Source organism: Paenibacillus sp. 37, from assembly GCF_008386395.1.
GTDB classification, from domain to species: domain Bacteria; phylum Bacillota; class Bacilli; order Paenibacillales; family Paenibacillaceae; genus Paenibacillus; species Paenibacillus amylolyticus_B.
On record NZ_CP043761.1, the window covers coordinates 5,286,418 to 5,304,232 of the forward strand.

Consider the following 17,815-nt stretch of genomic DNA (forward strand, 5'->3'; position numbering starts at 1 on the left):
ATCCATTTTCCTCTATATCAGTTTAATAGCATTGCCATCTTTTATTTCTCTTTCAATATTATAAAGAAATCTTTGTTCTTCTTTATTCTCCTTCATGCAAATCATACTTTTTTTCATGATCCAACTCGCTGGACAACCTGACGTGAAACAAACTGGCAAAAGTTCGCAACTATTACATTTTTCTTCCAATGGTTTATCTGTCCATATCGAATTAATCATATCGTTCTCATCAATAGTGCCGTTCTCTCGTATTTCTCCAATCAAGTTTTTATCAACAATCTTATGATTTTCAATATTTCTATTACATTTATATACTGAACCGTCCCAATTAATCGCAAATCCATTCTCTTTAAATGAATAGCACATTTTACTATTAATACTTTCATACAGATCACTGTAATTATTGTTTAGTCTCTTTTCGTTCTTCTTAATAATTTCCATCATTTCATAATCACTATCTACTAATTCATTTGTAAGTTTTTTTACACTCTCGCCTCCCCAATCTTTAATAGGCTTTTGAATAAGTTTAAAACAATTATCATCGGCGAAATTTTCATTAAAATAGTCAAAAAACTCTTCATACTCTTTAATTTTGCTTTTGAGTATGTTATTCCTTATGGCAATTGTATATCTTTTATTAATATCAGAATTTTTAATATTTAAGAGATTTTCCGTTATCTTATCAAAAGTACCTTTGCCACTAACATGTGGCCTCAATGTATCATGTAAACTTTTTGCACCATCAATTGTAATTTGAAAAAAAATACAGTTATTATCCACAAGTTCGGTAAAAGTTTCCATATCCAAATAATATCCATTTGTTGTTATGGAAGAAATGAAAGGCACTCGATTTTCAGTACAAATTTCTTTGATCTTTCTAGCCATTCTTATAATTCTGTTCTTTTCAATTAATGGCTCGCCTCCAAACCATTCAATATAGACTGACTTATACTTTTTTATATTTTTATAGAGGAATTTAATAATACTTTTCTCGACTTCGTCAGACATAGATTTGTTGTTTTTTTCCTGATAACAATATTGACAACGAAAATTACAATTGTTCGTCATGACTATTGTCATCCTTAAATTATTATCATAGATGCTTTTGTCTACAATATGCTTGAATAGCCTAATCTCATCGACACTTTCAGAAGTGACTAGACCATATCTCTCGAGCTCTTCACTTAAATTCGAGGTATTGATTTCTTCTTCATTGTTTTTTAATGATTGAAAAGATTTTTGATCTACTTCTATTAGCTTGGATGAAAGAGTGTTAAAGATGTAGTACCGGCCCTCATTTTCCAAGAAAACATTATACATTGAGCTTTTCATATGATCTCTCCTTATTTCCAATCATTTTTTATACTACAAAGCCATTAATATATTTTGGTACAACTTCACTTCAAAATTCATAATTTCACTTAGTGAACTTTCAATATCCTCTAAATTTTCCTTTGTTGGATCTATACTACATTTAAGTACAAGCAACTTGAAGAGTTCAAATTTCTTGACTAATTTTTCAAACTCACGCGTATAGGTTTCACTGAAAACTTCACTTGTCAACTGCTTCAATAAACGCTTGGAAGTAATAATTCCTTCTGATGCTATATCAAAAACGAGATTATAATAATTTTTCTGTTCAATATATTCACCACTGTATCGAAGATATTCAAAGTACCTGTGCAATTCTTCATAAGCTGAATACCCATAATAATTCTCTCCTTCATTTCCCCCTCTCAAGAAGGACCGTACCGTATCTGCAAGTTTAATTTTATATTTCTCTACATCTTTTATATTATTACCGATGATACTTGTATCCTCACATATAACTTCTATAAAGTGATTTAACGGGTCATCATAGTCCAATTTCAACCAGCCATCATAAGATCTTATAGGGTATGTCGGAATATACCCGTCACTGACATACAAACCCTTAATTTCATCCCACCCTATTAAATTAATATAATGTTTGGTATTTACATTTTGATTGTTAACAAATAAATTGTTGTACTCCAAATATTTGGTGCCTATATGACCTATAATAAAGCTGTTGCAATAGATCTTGTTCCTTATCCAATGTTCTCTATTATCATTTTCATTAATACCAGAGAGTACTATTTGATTCTCTTCCAGGAAATGCGATATCCCTTGTTCAAATGCCATAAATATTCTAGATCTGGTGATATTCGTAGATTTAAAAACTATATTTAAGTCACAATGCATTAAGATATCTAACTCTTTGATATTTTGAACACTCAATCGAAGATAGTTGAAAATACAATTTGATAAGCAATAACTCCCTGGATAAGTAGTGTAATTAGAATTATTTAAAAGCATTCAAACACCTCTATTTCCTTATCCTCTATTCACCAAAAAAATTCTCAATCATTACTACCAACCTCTCATCATCACTATCTGAACCTATAAGAAAAGTTGGTTTTTTGAAATATTCTTTCATGAATTCTTTTTTTTCTTCAATTTGCTTTTGGTTCAAAATGGCCCCATCACCTATAAGAGATATTAAATTGTAATCTTTCTCAACCGGGAAGATACTTATTGCTATTACTTTCGTTTCAATATAATTCTCTAAATAATTTATGGTTCTGTTTATATAAGTCAAGTTATCATTTGGATTGACACATAATATAATAGCGTCCGGCTCACTTCCAAGTAAGAAATCATGCTGATGATTGGGGTAAAAACCAATGTTACCTGCTGAATACGGGACGGTTTGAGATTGAGATCCAACTAGAATGATATCCGGATCATTCCTGGAGATGTTATACATCAATTCATTTACTGTACTTATAGCTTTGCCTCCTGAGACATTAACTGAAGAATTGTAACCCATTGGGTAAACTTCATTCATGCCAAACAATAAAGACGAAGCTTCTGTACCAAGTTGGCCCACTTGATAACCTTTCTCACACAATAGTTTTCTCAAAGTCATCTGTAAAGTAAATTTACCTTGCCGTGGACTAGTTCCAAAAACCCCTAAAACAGGTTGCGGAATTCTATGTAATTTATCCATGTTACTTTCTGGAACATTTTCTTCAGAAATAATTGGATAATAAATTTTGTTATCTTTCTTTAACATATCAATGTCTCCTTGATAGGCTGAAAGATCATCAAAAGAGTAGAGATTTTTAGAATGTTCTAAACATGATTGAATGAAAAACTCATAAAAATCCCGATTATAAACCGAGTTTAACATGCTAGTATGACCTAGTATTACAGTATCAAAATCAGATTCCCAATCAATTTCATCGATACTCTCAATCTTCAGATCCATAATACCCTTCAATTTTTCTGTATCTCTCCATTTATTATGCCTTCTTGGTTCATAAACACCTTTAATCGAAAAAGTTAATTCATTACGAAACCTCAATAGAGAATGCATTTCTTTATTAAAAGGAAATATAATGGCCTTATCAATTTTATTAATCCAATCAGGTTTCTCAATATTTCTTTTACTATAATTAACTACCTTCATGGCATTGTTTTTCAGTTCAATTAAAATCTTCTTTTTGTCTCTGATGCCAGATTGCATAATTTTAGCAACAATAGCTGTAATATGAGGGGCTGCAAAACTTGAACCAGCCACACGTTTATATCCTTCATCCCACGGTAATCGCTGAAGGGCACCTATGCCCATAATATTAACGATACTATTCTCAACATAATAATACTTTTGAGCCTCTGTACAAAATGTATGATAATCAACACCTAAAACAGAGTCAAAGGCTGCTGGGTACGATATCGCACCTAAGTTATCAAAAGCTGCAACAGTAATAATTCCTTTGTTTTCAATAAAACTACATATTTCTTCTAAATCATCTATTTTATCGCAAAATGTCACTCCATTACTTAAATGAATAATATCAACGTCGAGTGTTGTAATGATGTATTTCAATGCTCGTATCAGATCTTCAATATTGGTTTCATGGTTTTTATCGAAAATTTTTATTGAGTAAATCCTGGCCTCAGGTAGATGATTATGCAATATATATGAAGTAGCCGTTCCATGACCAATGTTGTCGGTATGCTCATTATCCAGACAATAATCTGAAGTTAAATCAATATTTTCAACATATATCTCATTGAATTCTCTTCTGCTGGTATTGGTTCCGCTATCAACAATCGCAATTTTAATTCCATCGCCCTTAAGGTTATGCCAGTTCATTCTAAATCCCCCATAATATTTTATTCATACAGACTCTCAACTAATTTTACATAATCTTTGAAATTAGCTAGTTCCTTCACTTCAAGAATATCGTCATTAATTCTGACCATAAATTCTTTCTCAATTGCGATAATTAAGGCAACAAATTGTAAAGATTCTAATTCAAGCTCCTCTGTATAATCTTCTTGATCAATATAGATTCCCATATTATGAAATATTGTTTTTAGTTTATTTTCTATCTCCATTGAAATCGCTCCATATAATTTTTATTTAATAACAAGGGTTGTCAGAGAATTTCACTTCCGACAACCCAGTCTTTCAAATTTTTAACGACTAAAATTCAAAATTAAGAGCATTTGAAGTTACTTTCTCCATACAGGACTACATTGTTATTCACTTTTTTAGGTTTAACTAATTTTTTCATTTCTCTTCACCTCCTTTCATGAGTTAAGCGCTTAACCCAAGACATGAAAGCCTGAATCCACAAAAATAATTTCTCCGGTTATTCCCTTTGATAGGGAACTCATTAAAAACATGCTCGTATCACCGATCTCTTCTAAAGTTACATTTTTTTTGAGAGGAGCTCTTTCAGCAACATTTAATAGTTTTTCATCCAAACCTAGTATTACAGAAGAAGCTGAAGTTTTAATAACGCCAGATGAAACAGCATTAACTCTAATCCCTAATTTCCCCAAATCGACAGATAAATAACGAACGGTTGCCTCTAACGCTGCTTTTGCGATCCCCATGACACTATAATTATCAATAGCTCTTTCCGAGCCAAGATAAGTTTGAGTTACAACGCTTCCTCCTTCTGTCATAACCTCTCTGGCATGTTTACAAAAAGATATCAACGAATACGTACTAGCACTTAATGCCTCTAAAAAATCCTCCCTGCTAATATCGATACAATCGCCATGGAGCGCTTCAATACTTGCATAGGCTAAAGAATGTACTACTCCATCTATTCTGCCGACATGTTGTTTTATAAAATTGAATGCTTCTGAAATGCTATCGTCATTTAACACATCACAAGCAATTATGCATAAAGGTTCAATCTCCGCATCCGTTAGCATTTTTTGAAGTTTACGACGCGATTTTTCTTTTCGATATGTAAAAAGCAATTTAGCTCCTTGTTTGTTTAGCGACTTAGCAATTCCCCACGCTATGCTTTTCTCATTCGCTATTCCTGTTACAAGTATTTGTTTTCCTTCTAGCAACACATAGAAAACCTGCCTTCACCAGAGAATATACTAACTGACTTATTAAGCCTCTCCATTTCCATGCTTAATTCCTCAGGAAAATTCAATAACACTGACAAATCGACTAATTCATTTATTTCAAAAAAAGTAACATGTGAGGAGAACTCTTCAAAGGCACAGATTGACATTAAATAATGTTCACCAACATTGTAATGCTGGAAATATGCTTTTGGCAGACTGTTGTTAGCTTGCATATAAAATCTATAATCATCCCCTTTGATGCAGAAAGAATTTAGAGGAATTTTAAGCCCCTTTCCTGTTGCTTTTATATAACTTTCTTTCAAAGTTAGAATTCGATAAAAATGAATTAATTGATTAGAAGTATCTTGATTAATTATGGAAGTATATTCATCGTCGCTAAAGTATTGCTGAGCAATACCTAATTGACGTTGTTTGACCTGTTCGAGATCGACCCCGACACAATGTCTTGAAAACACACACACAATCCATTCCCCTGAATGGGAGATATTAAAATCCCAGCCTTGTGCGGATTCTAAAAATGGCTTGTTAAAGTCATCTTTCTTAAAAACCAGACTTTTATTCTCAAGTTTTAATAGTTTACAAAATATAATACGAGTTAATAGTTCACCTATTACAGACTGTAAAAAGCTTTTCTTATTTTTATTCCTTGTAAACTTTTCTTGCTTTTCTTTGGAAAGAAAGCGAATTAAATTGTACTCATTGATGTAATCCCTGGAATGATTGTAATTACATAAAAAAACATAGACCATGGAATCCCCACTGTATCATGTTATACTATTCCTCCATCGACATTAATAACTTGTCCATGTATATAACTTGCCTCATCTGATGCCAAAAATAATACTACTTTTGCTACTTCTGCAGCTTCCCCAAATCTTCCAACAGAGATTTTATCTTTGAAGCCATGCTTTATTTTCTCAGGGACTTTATTAAGCATATCAGTAGCTATGTATCCTGGAGCTACCGAATTAACACGAATTTTCTTCCTGGCTAGTTCTCTGGACAATGCCTTAGTAAAGCCTATCACCCCAGCTTTCGAGGCACTATAATTAGTCTGGCCGGAACCCCCTAATTGTCCTGATACTGATGAAATATTTATTATTACTCCTTCTTTTTCACTTAACATGGATGGAATAACAGCCTTACTACAATTGTAAGTTCCCTTTAAGTTTGTATTAATAACACTATCCCACGACATTTCATCCATGAACATCAAAAAACTATCATCCGTTACTCCAGCATTATTAATCAGAACATCAATTTTTTTATATTTCTTTGTTATATATTCAATGGCTTCCATACATTTGTTATGATTGGTCACATCTAATAGAATACTCTCACAAACGCAGCCCTTCTCACACAATTCTGCTTCTAACCTTGTCGCTTCATCTTGACTTTTACTATAAGTAAAAATTACAACTGCTCCTTTAAAAGCAAACTGTCTAGTAATTTCATTACCAATTCCGCGCGATCCCCCAGTGATAAGAACTACCTTGTTTTGAAAATCCATTTTCAGTCTCCCTCGCCTATAACAATGCTAAACAAACATCCACTAATATCATATCCATTAATTAATAAATATTTGTACCTTCCGGCCTTCGCATGATCATAGATAACATTTAAATTTAGACTCTCCTCTGGATTCTCACACCCAGAAGTTAATGGTAATGTTTGATTCTCCAAGCAAAGAATCCCACTTACAACATTTAAAATTAATGATGCACCTATGCTTTCTCCAATTGCTCCCTTTATAGCCGTGACAGGAATCTCACTACCTAGTCCCCCGAAAACTTGATGTATTGCTTTTGCCTCAGCAGGATCTGCATAAACACCGCCACCAGATGCCATAAAAATCCCGTCGATATGATCTTTACAGATTCCAGCATTCTTCAATGCCATTTCCATAACCTGTGCAAACACATTACTATCCGAATTTGGACCGTCAATAGCACGAAATTCATCAGTTATGGCATTTGAATAGCCAAGAATTTCACATAGTGCTTTACCTGATCTAGATCTCAATGAGCTCTCACTCTCAATAAACAATCCTCCTGCTCCCTCAGTAACCCTTGTCCCATCTCGATTCGCATCAAGTGGCTTACAGATTGAGTCAAGATTCTTGGTCGTAGAGTTAATTAACTGAAAACTATGATCTAACTCTTCGATATATTCTTCCACACCACAACATAAAATTTGATCACATTTATTACTTTTAATCAATTCATATGAATATGCGACTGCGTTGCTTCCCATTAACATCGTACTTGGTCCTTTAAATCCTAAATGTAAACACGTATGACCCAAGCCAGCATTAAAGACTGTATTGGTAAACAGGGTTGGACTTACGCCATCTACACCATAAGTTTCGATCTGATTCCGGAAATTAATATTCGATTGCAAGGGTCCAAACCCCGTATTGAAAACGGTTCCAATTTGCTCAGTATCTAAAAGAGAAAGCTTTTCTAATACCAGTTTAGAGACACTAAGACTCATCCTAGAAAATCTATCCATCCGTCTTGACACTTTTGGATTTATATTCTGAGGAAGAATAATAGGTAACTCAATAGAATTATAATCCACTTTCTTAGTATTAATGCCCGACCAGAACTCTTCCAAACTAGTTCCTACACAAGTAATTACTCCCATTGATGATATGAAAACTCTCTCCATAGTCCCCTCTATTCTACACTTCAGTCTGTGCCAAAGAAATTAAACCTTTTGATACAATTACGTTATTCACGTAAGCCGTACACTTTATTTGAAATATATGTCCTATACTTTGCTCCAAAGAGGCCTCCACAATTAACTGATCTCCCGGAACAACTGGACGTATCAACTTCAGATTGTTCACACCACATAAGAGCATTCTATAATTTATCGTTTTAACTTCCGGTTCCACAAAGATAAAACCACCGACTTGAGCCATCGTTTCAATCATTAGAACACCTGGGTATATCGCTTTATCTGGAAAATGCCCTGTAACCCATGGTTCATTGTGCGAAATATTCTTATAGCCTCTTGAACTCTTCATATAATCGATATCTAGTATTTTATCAACCAAAACAAAAGGATACTCATGCGGTAGTATTGATTTTATTTCAACCACTTACATCTAACTCTCCTCGCCTATTCAATTAACTTTTCCCACGACAACACTAGCTGCGTTCCCAGAAAATGCAAATGAGTTAGACATTGCATATTTAATTTCTTTTTCTATACTTTTACCGTAAACTAATTTTAATTCTCCAAATTCATTGGGTACATCTACTAATTTTGCAGTTAAGGGGACAATATTTCTATCTAATGCCATCAGAATAACAGCCATCTCAACGCTACCAGCTGCACCTAAACAATGGCCCGTTACAGCTTTTGTAGACGAAATCAACACATCCGGGCTTGCAACTTCCATTAAATCAGTAATGGCCTTGGCCTCCATAACATCATTTAATTCAGTTGCTGTCCCGTGAACATTAATGTAATCAATATCTTGAGGGTTCAATTGTGATTCTTTAAGTGCCATATTCATAGCTCTTATTGCACCGGACCCTTCTGGATCGGGACTGGTTATGTGATAAGCATCATTACTTAGGCCGTAGCCTAATAGTTCTCCATATATATGTGCATTTCTCATCAGTGCATGCTCTTTACTTTCTACAATGAACGCGGCTGCACCCTCTCCCAAAGATGTACCGTCTCTATTTTTATCAAAGGGGCTACATCCATTAACACTCATCGACTCCAAACTATGGAAACCGGCTACAGAAATATCCGCTAACATATCCATTCCTACCACGAGGACAACATCCAAATTACCGTTCCTTATCTGGTCTATGGCTATGCCAACTCCTGCTGTGCCTGCCGCACAAGCAGATACTGTCGTATAAGTAGCTCCACTGACATTACAAAATCTTGCTACTTTTCTTGTATAGTTGGGGACATTCACCAGCCACTCAGGATTTGAATTTATGTTATTATGTTTGCTCTTTATATGCTTCATTGTATTTAGATTTCCAGAAATTGAAGTCGAAACAGATAATCCACATTTCATTCCCATGTTTTTTATTTCACTTTTACTAATCTTACTATCATGAAGTGCTTCATCGATAGCTTGATATGCCATCAATATTGATTTTTCTTCTATACCAATTTGATCCTGGTACGTAAGATAGGCCTCATCAACTTCACCAGCAATAGAAGTACTTTTAATATGTAACTCATCAAATATTCCACTTTTTTTGAGACCGGTTTGACCGTTGATAATTGTTTCAAAAAAATGTTCCTTATTCGCTCCATTTGAAGCAATTATACCTATGCCGGTTACAACAGCATTACTCATTTTTCTTCACCAGAATACGATCGAATTAATTGGGCAATAGATTTGACATTGTAACAAGAGGCAAGATCCGTGTTTTGAATTACGATTTGAAAGTCTCTTTTTATACCTACAGCCAGTTCCAAAGCATCTACTGAATCTAAATCTAACCCTGATCCATTATCATCAATATCAAAAAGAGGAGCTTCCTCATCGATACTATCGTGTGAAATATCTAGTCCTAACTGACTAACTATTAACTTTTTAATCTTCTCTTCTAATCCAACATCTGCTACATTCATTCTTTTCTCCTCCTACTTAATGGATAATTTAGTAAATAAGTTTCAAAATTACCCTTGGAAAATAATAACTAAGTGAATTCTATATCAACTTTCATAATTTGTAAATACACTAAACTTAAAAAAATTAAGCGCTTTACTTTTATTAAATTGTTAAAAATTATCTTGCATAAATCCCCTTGTAAAAATGGAATATTTAGTGTTATTCTAAAAAAAACTTATGTTGAACATATCAACAACAACAGACGCAATACATCTTATATTAACTGGAGAGACTGAATACATGTTTATTTATAAAATCATTACCTGAGGTCTAAAAGACTAAAGATAAAATTGTTTTATAGAGCTAAATATGCAGCCTGCTTATTTAGTGTTCCTTTTTAATTAATCTCAACTTTCGTCATTTTTTATATACAAAAGTTGGGTAGTTAGCTCACTCATTATTAATTATGGTAAAGGCGGTGTTTTATGCAGTATTCTCTTCCGATCTATCCACCCTTCATAACTGGAAGGTTACATCATTCTTTACCTCAAAGTATTATGTCTAAAAATGACAGCTACACCGCTTGGTTCTATAACAATTACATTCAGATTTCTTGCAATCGTGGGAAATATGGGAGTTCCGAATTAAACTTTTTTAGATACTTCATGTGGGAGCATCGTTATCCGTTTTTCCATATCGAACAGCTTACACGCGATACAATCAATTTATTAAATATAAATTTTATCAATTTAATAAAAGAAACTATAACAAATGGAAAATACTTCTATCTAAATATAGATGAATTCTACTTACCTCTTCAACATCATCAACAATTCCATATTGTCAGAGATGTATTAATTTTTGGATTTAATGATGACGAGAATATATTCAAAGTTCTTGGATTTGATAAAAATGGAAAGTTTGGTGTGAATGACATCCCATACCATGTACTTTATGAGGCATATATGAAAACAGAGGTTGTTGACGGTTGGGAAAACTACGTTTATATCGTCAAAGAAAATAAATTTGATTATCAATTTAATTTCGAGTTAATTTTTGAGCTTTTCGATGACTATCTTTACAGTAAAAATACTTCTAAGAAGTTTAATATGATTGAGAATGATAAAAACCTCATTTTTGGTATACATTGTATCGAATCTCTGAAGGAAGATGTTATCCAAAATGATTTCTCTTTTGTACCTATACATATTATCTGGGAACACAAAAAAATAATGGTAAATCGAATCAAATATATTTCCAGTCTTGTACCCGAGTTAGACTTACATAAATTCGCAACAGAATATGAGGAGTTAGAAAAATACTCCAGCCTTATTCGAATGTTATGTATTAAAAAGTATTACAATAATAGTTTAATAATTAATGATAAAATAGTTGATTTACTAAACTCTATCATTACAAAAGAGAAGACTATTCTATCTCGATTTTTAGAGAAAATGAAATCCTCAAATATTCAAGAAAGATATGAGAGCATCCTTAACTTATAACTAAATAGAAAATTTTGACGAATTGTAATATAAAGTGCAACACCTAATGGAGATAATAAAAAAACAACCCTTGCCTGATCGTGTAAAATGAAGGTTCCTACACCACATTCACACAAGGGGAATCCACCATGAGCTACGCACATCTTAGCATAATTTAGCGAAGTAAACTAAAAACCCCTCCATAAACAGTGGGAAAGTGTCCGGGCCGTTGCCCGGTATTTAGGTAGGCATCCTACCACTACTAGCCATGAACTCTGCCTAAAAAAAACGCAACCTTCCTATTTGTGCCGAGCGCTATCATAGAAGCAAAACTCCGTGCATCGTGGTCTCCCGAGCAGATTGTAGAACATCTCCGTCAAGAGGGGCAGTCTGTATTTAGCTTCAAAACGATCTATCGTTAGCCGTATTCAGGCCGTTTGATGAGAGGCATACTTACTGTTCTACGTCATAAAGACCAACGGCAAAAACCTGCGGAGCCACGTGGCAAGTTTGCCGTAGGCAGAACGATCCCCCGCACCCAACAGAGGTACGGTCTCAGGAAACCTTTGGCTAATTGGAACTCTATACGCGGTCGTCCCGGACCGTGGGAAAAGTAAGGGCTCTTTAACTACATTCATCGTATGCAGACCCCGCCTGTATACCGCCATTCCCATGCCTGATCATACAGCTTTGTCCATGGAAATTGTTTTTGGTGTAGCAGCCTCGGAGTACCGTTGGAGAACCGCTCACGAATCCTTTTCAGAGGAGCGGTTGCACTTAGCTTGATAATCCGTCATTTCAAGATCAGTAATTTCATTTAAATGAAATTCATTCTAAACTCAATTTGCTCCTAAACATCTTTAAATTCGGCTCGCTGATATAAGCGCATTGCTCTTTCGTTAGAATCAGCCACATGAAGTTGTGCCGCGCTAGTAACTATATCAGAAAGCCTCTTACTTAATAATAAACTGTACCCTATAGAGTAGACACTTTGAAAAAGTCTCTCTATGGGGTATTTTGTTATACACCTATGAACAAGACAAGGACGGAGAATAATAATTGAGTAAAAAAACATTTACAGCATATGAAGTAGAGCAACTGGCTAGAAATCCTTATGTGAAGTCCGTGTCGACCAAAGGGATCACGCATACGGACGAGTTTAAACAACTCTTTATTACATCGAATCAGCAAGGAAAAATGGCTAGAGAGATTTTTGAGACGTGTGGATTTGAAGTCATACCCTTGGCATGACTCGGGTCAAAGCCGCAGCTAAACGTTGGAAAGCAAGTTACAACAAGCAAGGGGTTCCAGGCTTACAAGATACACGAGGTAAGCATTCTGGCAGACCTCTGAAGCGAGAGTTGACCTTGGCAGAGAAGAACGCGAAACTCGAAGCGCAGATTCACCTGCTTCAAGCAGAGAACGAACTGCTAAAAAAGATTCGTTTGGCCGAACGGGGGTGGAATCACGAGTAAAACGAACGCCGAACTTGCGATACAGGTTAATCCGAAAGGTGATTGAGAAATATCATCTCCAGCGAATGGTGAGTGTTCCGTGTGAAGCGGCAGGGGTGTCCAGAAGTGGATATTATCGTTACTGGAGCCGTTCAGCCATTCACAGACGCATGCAGAAGGAACAGGTAGATGAAGAAATCAGCCTGCACGTCCGTCGCGCTTTCCAGTTTAAGAAACGAAACAAAGGTGCTCGTTCCATCAAAATGACGCTGGAAGGACAATTTCAAATCATCTGGAATCTCAAGCGCATCCGACGAATTATGAAAAAATATGCGATTGTATGTCCTCATCGAAAAGCGAATCCTTACAAACAAATGATGAAGGCAACCCAGGAGCATCGAACCATGCCTAACCTGTTGCAACGTACCTTTAAACAAGGCATCCCGGGCAAGGTGCTTCTTACGGATATCACCTACTTAAGCTATGGTCAAGGGAAGCGAGCCTACCTGTCGACCATCAAGGATAGTTCAACCAATGAAATTGTAGCCTACTATGTGTCGGAGCGAATGACCATGGATCTGGCGACAAACACATTGCTCCACTTACAGAAAAATCGCAGATTCAAGCGGAGTCAAGATGCCTTCATTCATTCCGATCAAGGAACCCACTACACGCATCCTGATTTTCAAAAGAAAGTGAAACAAATGGGACTTGGACAATCTATGTCTAGACGAGGAAACTGCTGGGATAATGCACCACAGGAGTCGTTCTTTGGCCATTTTAAGGATGAAGTTTCACTGAAAAACTGCACAACTATAGATGGGGTTAAACGAGAAATTAAAGCATATATGATGTACTATAACCACTACAGATACCAGTGGGACTAAAAAAAGATGACCCCTGCACAATACAGAGATCATCTTCTTCAAGCCATATGAGTCTTTTTATAGAAATGTCCTTTACATAGGGTACAGTTTATAATTGCCCGATATTCTTGTAAAGAAAAGATGTCATCAATTAGCCTTTTTTTTCTTGGATCATAATGTACCATAATCAGTCGACATTGTTATTTGAAATTTATGCAGCGTAGGTTTTCTCCATGTTGGTAAAGCTTTAAACGCACTTAATTTATTAAAGGTTGACGCTTCTTCAGTTAAGGCTCCTCCTTCTCTATTTTGAGAAACAAATCCAGCTCCTCCAACGAATAGATATCCCACTGACTTATATAAAAGTCCGATGATTTGGGGACACATCTTCCAGACTCTTCTCTAGCAACCAGTATCCCTCGACGCGGCAGAACCCCTTACTTTTCATAAAATCAAGTTATCGTTCTACTGCTCTATAATGCTAAACATCATTCAGTATTACGCAAAGGATACTGGTTTAACAATTTTTGATCTCTTTTACGAAGCTCATTAAATAATGCTTCATATGCTTCTCGTGGATCCTGTATTTTCAGAGAGACGTTCATATCAATATAATAGTGTGTGGCAGTTCAATAGTATCATTGTAAACGCTGGTCGTGGCAGGACATGCCTGTAACCGGTTAGTTCACCAACAGAATACGATGCTTTAGTTCGAGATTATTCGAGTATAGCCAGTTGGCCCACACAGGATAATTTGGATAAACCTTTCGGGTATGCCTCTCAATTCTTTTAATTCTTCAAGTATAGTAGTTTGAAAAGATTTAATGGTCATCGACATACATATTTCCTCCTAGATTTTCAGAATCTGACCAATTGATGAACGAAAGTAGTTATGAGAAAGCGCAGCGAGATAAATCAGCAACGTAACCTGAACATCTAAGCTTACCTATTAGCTACGTAGTATAGAGCCAAATGATGATCATCTATTACCTCAACCAGCGATGAGTTTTCTAAATCAATTCCTGCCTTCTTTTCAAATACACATACAACACTACGCCAGATACCGCACAGATCACCGCACATAATCCAATGAATCCATATCCCGCCTGAAGCCCGCGCAGCAGTCCCAACTGAGTCGTTGAACCGTATATATTCTTCACACCTTCAATGACCCAGCCAATCACATAGTTACCAATGACACTACCAACCCCCATCAAGGTAACCGTGAACGTAATCGCTGTGTCACTGCCGTTCGGATATCTGCGTGCGATAAACGCCATTACTGTTGGATAGATCATCGCTATACCTGCACCCGAGATGGCAAAGAAGATGGCGAGCCCCTCTCCTCCGACAAGCGCAATAAACGTACAAATGGCCGAGAACGCAGAGAAGATTATCAGCGACAGTACAAATCCGATCCGGTCCGTTAGAGGACCCAGCAGCAAACGTCCAAGCGAGAACGTGAGGAAGAATGCTGACAGTAACCCCGAAGCTTTCACCGTGTCCCACGTATAGGCTTTCTCCAGGAAGTTAACGAGCCAACCCCCAACCGCCAGTTCCGATACCACGCCAAAAGAAAGAATGAGTACCATCAGCCAGATGGCTGGATCACGTGTTAACGTCTTAAGCGAGGTCCGATCTTCATGAGGAAGATCATCTCCCGGAAATTTGCTGCGCAGCGCCGCAATGATTGGTAGCAGACAGAGTGACAACATCACCAGATACATGCCGCGCCAGTCCAGTACGTGTCCGAACACGCTCAACGACATCACCCCTGTCGCCAGCAAAGGCGCCACCGTTGAACTCAGCCCATAGAAGAAATGGGACAGGTTCATCATCGTACCTGTGTTCTTCACAAAGATCCGCGCACCCAGAATCGCCAAAGCAATCTCCAGCATGCCGTTACCGATGTACATGAAGAAGTACGATGAAGCAAAGAGCGGATAGTTATGAGACATGTAAATGAACACACCCGATAAGATCATCGATGCAAAAGATATGATGCTGACGGCCTTGATGCCCCATTTGCGAACCAGAATAGCCGTGAACGAGCAGGCGATCAGGTACCCCAGTGCATTCAGGGACAATAACGTCCCGAGCTGTTTTTCGTCCAAATTAAAGTCGAATTGAATGCGCGGAATAGCCGGCCCCTTAATATTTTCCGATATGCCAAATACGATAAATCCCAGAAAGATCGTTGCCAGTTGCATGGCGTACAGCTTGTTGAACTTTCGTTTGTTGCCTTGTGTACCTGCTTGCTGATTCAAAATAAGTTCCTCCATTGTGTTCGGAAAAATGGTTACACTTGATAACTATGATTGCAGTACCATCTTCCGACCGCTGTTATCCCTGTATTTTTTGAATCTTTCCTAGAGGTGAAAATACAGGGATAAAGGCGTTCTTCAGATTGGTTCTGCCCTCTCCGTTATCGTGTCAATGATTTGTACATTTGAAATAGGAAACATGGTTAAGCTTTACCACTGCTTTTCAACCACCTGAATGCGGTAGGTCAGGCTCTCTAGCGTTACCGCGACTAGTCCCGTCACATATTCTCGCCGAGTGTCTCTTTGGATGATCAACTCCGGCATATGCTCCTGTGGGATCAGGTGATCCAGACAGCCTTGTAACAGGTCATCCCGCATAGCCGGGTCCATTGTATCGCCAGTAACGACAATCGCTGCCGGGTTGATAATCGCAATGATGGAGATCAGCGTCTTTGTGACGAGTTCCTGCAACCCTTCCGTCGTTTTCAACATGCGCAGCTGCTCTTCCCGTGACACGCCAAAAGGTAAAAAGGACACCTCGCCTCCAAATTGCGTATTCCCGGTCAGCGGACGACCATCAATGATAAATCCTGCACCGGGAAAATGGTTCTCCGGAAAAGTCACCACCGCGAAGTTCTTCTCTTCCTCAAATTGCTGCTGGTTGTAGAGTCCGTAGACCGTCAGGTTCATGTCGTTGCCAATGACCACTTCCACGTCTTCATACTGCTCCTTAAGCCTTGGCCCGAGGGGTTGATACATCAGCTCCGGTACATCGCAAATCCCAATCACGCCGTTGTGTGCCACCCCAGGTATTCCAATACCAATCGCCTGCACATTATGGTGTTGTTCGATCAGATTGGCAATCAGATCCTCTACCACCGTTACATTGATCTCATCCAAAAAGAGTGTCTGTTCATCCGCCATCTCTCCATTCAGATTGGCATATGTATGTGTGATCGAGTGAATGCCGCCCTCTGTTCGAATAATCAGGCACAGTACGCTTGCGTAGTCCGCATTGAATTGATATCGACTAGCCGGTCTTCCCCCACTTGATTCATCCGGGCCCAGATCAATAATCTCACCTGTTTGGAGTAATTCGTTCAGGATCGTGCCGCATGTCGCAACGCTGAGTTTCGTCAGGTTAGCAATGGAAGCTTTTGTGCCTACGCCCATGGATCGGAGTGTATTCTTCACCAGTTCAACGTTAATGCGTTTGACCTGCTGAGTGTTGTGTGATGTGGGTAACATGGTTAGTTATATGCCTCCTTTCGTTCATTTTGAACCATTCAACGAATGTTTTTAAAAGTATTTTAATAATTGAAGTGTAGGGGGATTTGGGTGGAAAGTCAATGCTTAATTGGGAGCGAAAACGTTTGAATGGGAAGGCAAAAGGACAGTGTAAGATCATCGTCTATGATCCTGCGCTGTCCTTTAGTTAAGGTGACTTTATGTAGACTGGCTCATTTGATTTGCCAAGATGCTCTTCTCCAGTCGAACTTCAAATAAATTTCGGTTTAGATCCTGTTCCATAGCGTGCAGATGGTATGCAGCCTGTTTCACTGTGTCCATGGGCAGCACCCCTGCTCGCTTCGCGATAATGTCCATGGCGTCCAGGATAAGTTTGTTGCATGTAACGAGTTGATCGACGTAATCGTCTTCTTGTTGGACGAGATGTGCGTACTGCGAAGACAGGTCTTCGCTGTTGGTACTTATCATGTCACCACTC

Annotated in this window: 15 protein-coding genes and 2 pseudogenes; 3 read left to right on the forward strand and 14 right to left on the reverse strand. The window is 37.3% G+C overall.

From position 1 onward, the window contains the following. Positions 1-12 precede the first annotated feature (12 nt). From F0220_RS22700 to F0220_RS22750, 11 genes are all read right to left on the reverse strand, one after another. Entirely contained in the window at positions 13-1,332 is a 1,320-nt protein-coding gene (locus F0220_RS22700; RefSeq protein ID WP_105650864.1) for a radical SAM/SPASM domain-containing protein, read from the reverse strand. 33 nt (positions 1,333-1,365) lie between these two features. Next, positions 1,366-2,163, reverse strand: a complete 798-nt coding sequence (locus F0220_RS22705; protein WP_146117043.1) for a hypothetical protein — start codon at positions 2,161-2,163, stop codon at positions 1,366-1,368. A gap of 199 nt (positions 2,164-2,362) precedes the next feature. Further along, positions 2,363-4,183 (reverse strand): S8 family serine peptidase, encoded by a 1,821-nt coding sequence (locus F0220_RS22710; RefSeq protein WP_105650862.1) that lies wholly within the window; start codon positions 4,181-4,183, stop codon positions 2,363-2,365. Positions 4,184-4,203: 20 nt separating this feature from the next. Beyond that, entirely contained in the window at positions 4,204-4,428 is a 225-nt protein-coding gene (locus F0220_RS22715) for a phosphopantetheine-binding protein (RefSeq protein ID WP_105601652.1), read from the reverse strand. A gap of 210 nt (positions 4,429-4,638) precedes the next feature. Beyond that, positions 4,639-5,406, reverse strand: a complete 768-nt coding sequence (locus tag F0220_RS22720; protein ID WP_105601654.1) for an enoyl-ACP reductase FabI — start codon at positions 5,404-5,406, stop codon at positions 4,639-4,641. Continuing rightward, positions 5,397-6,176: a 4'-phosphopantetheinyl transferase family protein gene (locus tag F0220_RS22725; protein WP_105601655.1), complete on the reverse strand. Its 780-nt coding sequence runs from the start codon at positions 6,174-6,176 to the stop codon at positions 5,397-5,399. The genes F0220_RS22720 and F0220_RS22725 overlap by 10 nt, the downstream gene beginning before the upstream one ends. A gap of 20 nt (positions 6,177-6,196) precedes the next feature. Beyond that, on the reverse strand, positions 6,197-6,937 hold the full coding sequence (gene fabG / locus F0220_RS22730; RefSeq protein WP_105601657.1) for a 3-oxoacyl-[acyl-carrier-protein] reductase: 741 nt from the start codon (positions 6,935-6,937) through the stop codon (positions 6,197-6,199). Between the two features lie 2 nt (positions 6,938-6,939). Beyond that, positions 6,940-8,073 carry a beta-ketoacyl synthase N-terminal-like domain-containing protein gene (locus tag F0220_RS22735; protein ID WP_181155575.1) on the reverse strand — a complete coding sequence of 378 codons (1,134 nt, stop codon included), beginning with the start codon at positions 8,071-8,073 and terminating at the stop codon, positions 6,940-6,942. 37 nt (positions 8,074-8,110) lie between these two features. After that, complete coding sequence (fabZ, locus tag F0220_RS22740) at positions 8,111-8,533, reverse strand: 3-hydroxyacyl-ACP dehydratase FabZ (RefSeq protein WP_105601660.1); 423 nt, start codon at positions 8,531-8,533, stop codon at positions 8,111-8,113. Positions 8,534-8,557: 24 nt separating this feature from the next. Continuing rightward, a complete protein-coding gene (locus F0220_RS22745; protein ID WP_105601661.1) occupies positions 8,558-9,763 on the reverse strand; it encodes a beta-ketoacyl-[acyl-carrier-protein] synthase family protein in 1,206 nt (401 codons plus the stop codon). Next, complete coding sequence (locus F0220_RS22750) at positions 9,760-10,041, reverse strand: acyl carrier protein (RefSeq protein ID WP_105601662.1); 282 nt, start codon at positions 10,039-10,041, stop codon at positions 9,760-9,762. The genes F0220_RS22745 and F0220_RS22750 overlap by 4 nt, the downstream gene beginning before the upstream one ends. A 645-nt stretch (positions 10,042-10,686) precedes the next feature. On the opposite strand from F0220_RS22750, the gene F0220_RS22755 reads away from it, so the two are divergent. The 3 genes and pseudogenes from F0220_RS22755 to F0220_RS22765 all read left to right on the forward strand — a co-directional run bounded on the left by F0220_RS22755 (position 10,687) and on the right by F0220_RS22765 (position 13,846). Continuing rightward, positions 10,687-11,526 (forward strand): hypothetical protein, encoded by an 840-nt coding sequence (locus F0220_RS22755; RefSeq protein WP_146118074.1) that lies wholly within the window; start codon positions 10,687-10,689, stop codon positions 11,524-11,526. A gap of 213 nt (positions 11,527-11,739) precedes the next feature. Next, positions 11,740-11,829: pseudogene (locus F0220_RS33010) on the forward strand (hypothetical protein); the annotation flags it as partial. 735 nt (positions 11,830-12,564) lie between these two features. After that, positions 12,565-13,846: pseudogene (locus tag F0220_RS22765) on the forward strand (IS3 family transposase). Positions 13,847-14,835: 989 nt separating this feature from the next. Here F0220_RS22765 and F0220_RS22770 read toward each other — a convergent pair. The 3 genes from F0220_RS22770 to F0220_RS22780 all read right to left on the reverse strand — a co-directional run bounded on the left by F0220_RS22770 (position 14,836) and on the right by F0220_RS22780 (position 17,805). After that, positions 14,836-16,035: an MFS transporter gene (locus tag F0220_RS22770; protein ID WP_105601843.1), complete on the reverse strand. Its 1,200-nt coding sequence runs from the start codon at positions 16,033-16,035 to the stop codon at positions 14,836-14,838. Positions 16,036-16,299: 264 nt separating this feature from the next. After that, positions 16,300-17,337 (reverse strand): ROK family protein, encoded by a 1,038-nt coding sequence (locus F0220_RS22775; RefSeq protein WP_105601667.1) that lies wholly within the window; start codon positions 17,335-17,337, stop codon positions 16,300-16,302. A 198-nt stretch (positions 17,338-17,535) separates the two neighbouring features. Continuing rightward, positions 17,536-17,805, reverse strand: a complete 270-nt coding sequence (locus F0220_RS22780) for a hypothetical protein (protein ID WP_105601669.1) — start codon at positions 17,803-17,805, stop codon at positions 17,536-17,538. Positions 17,806-17,815 lie beyond the last annotated feature (10 nt).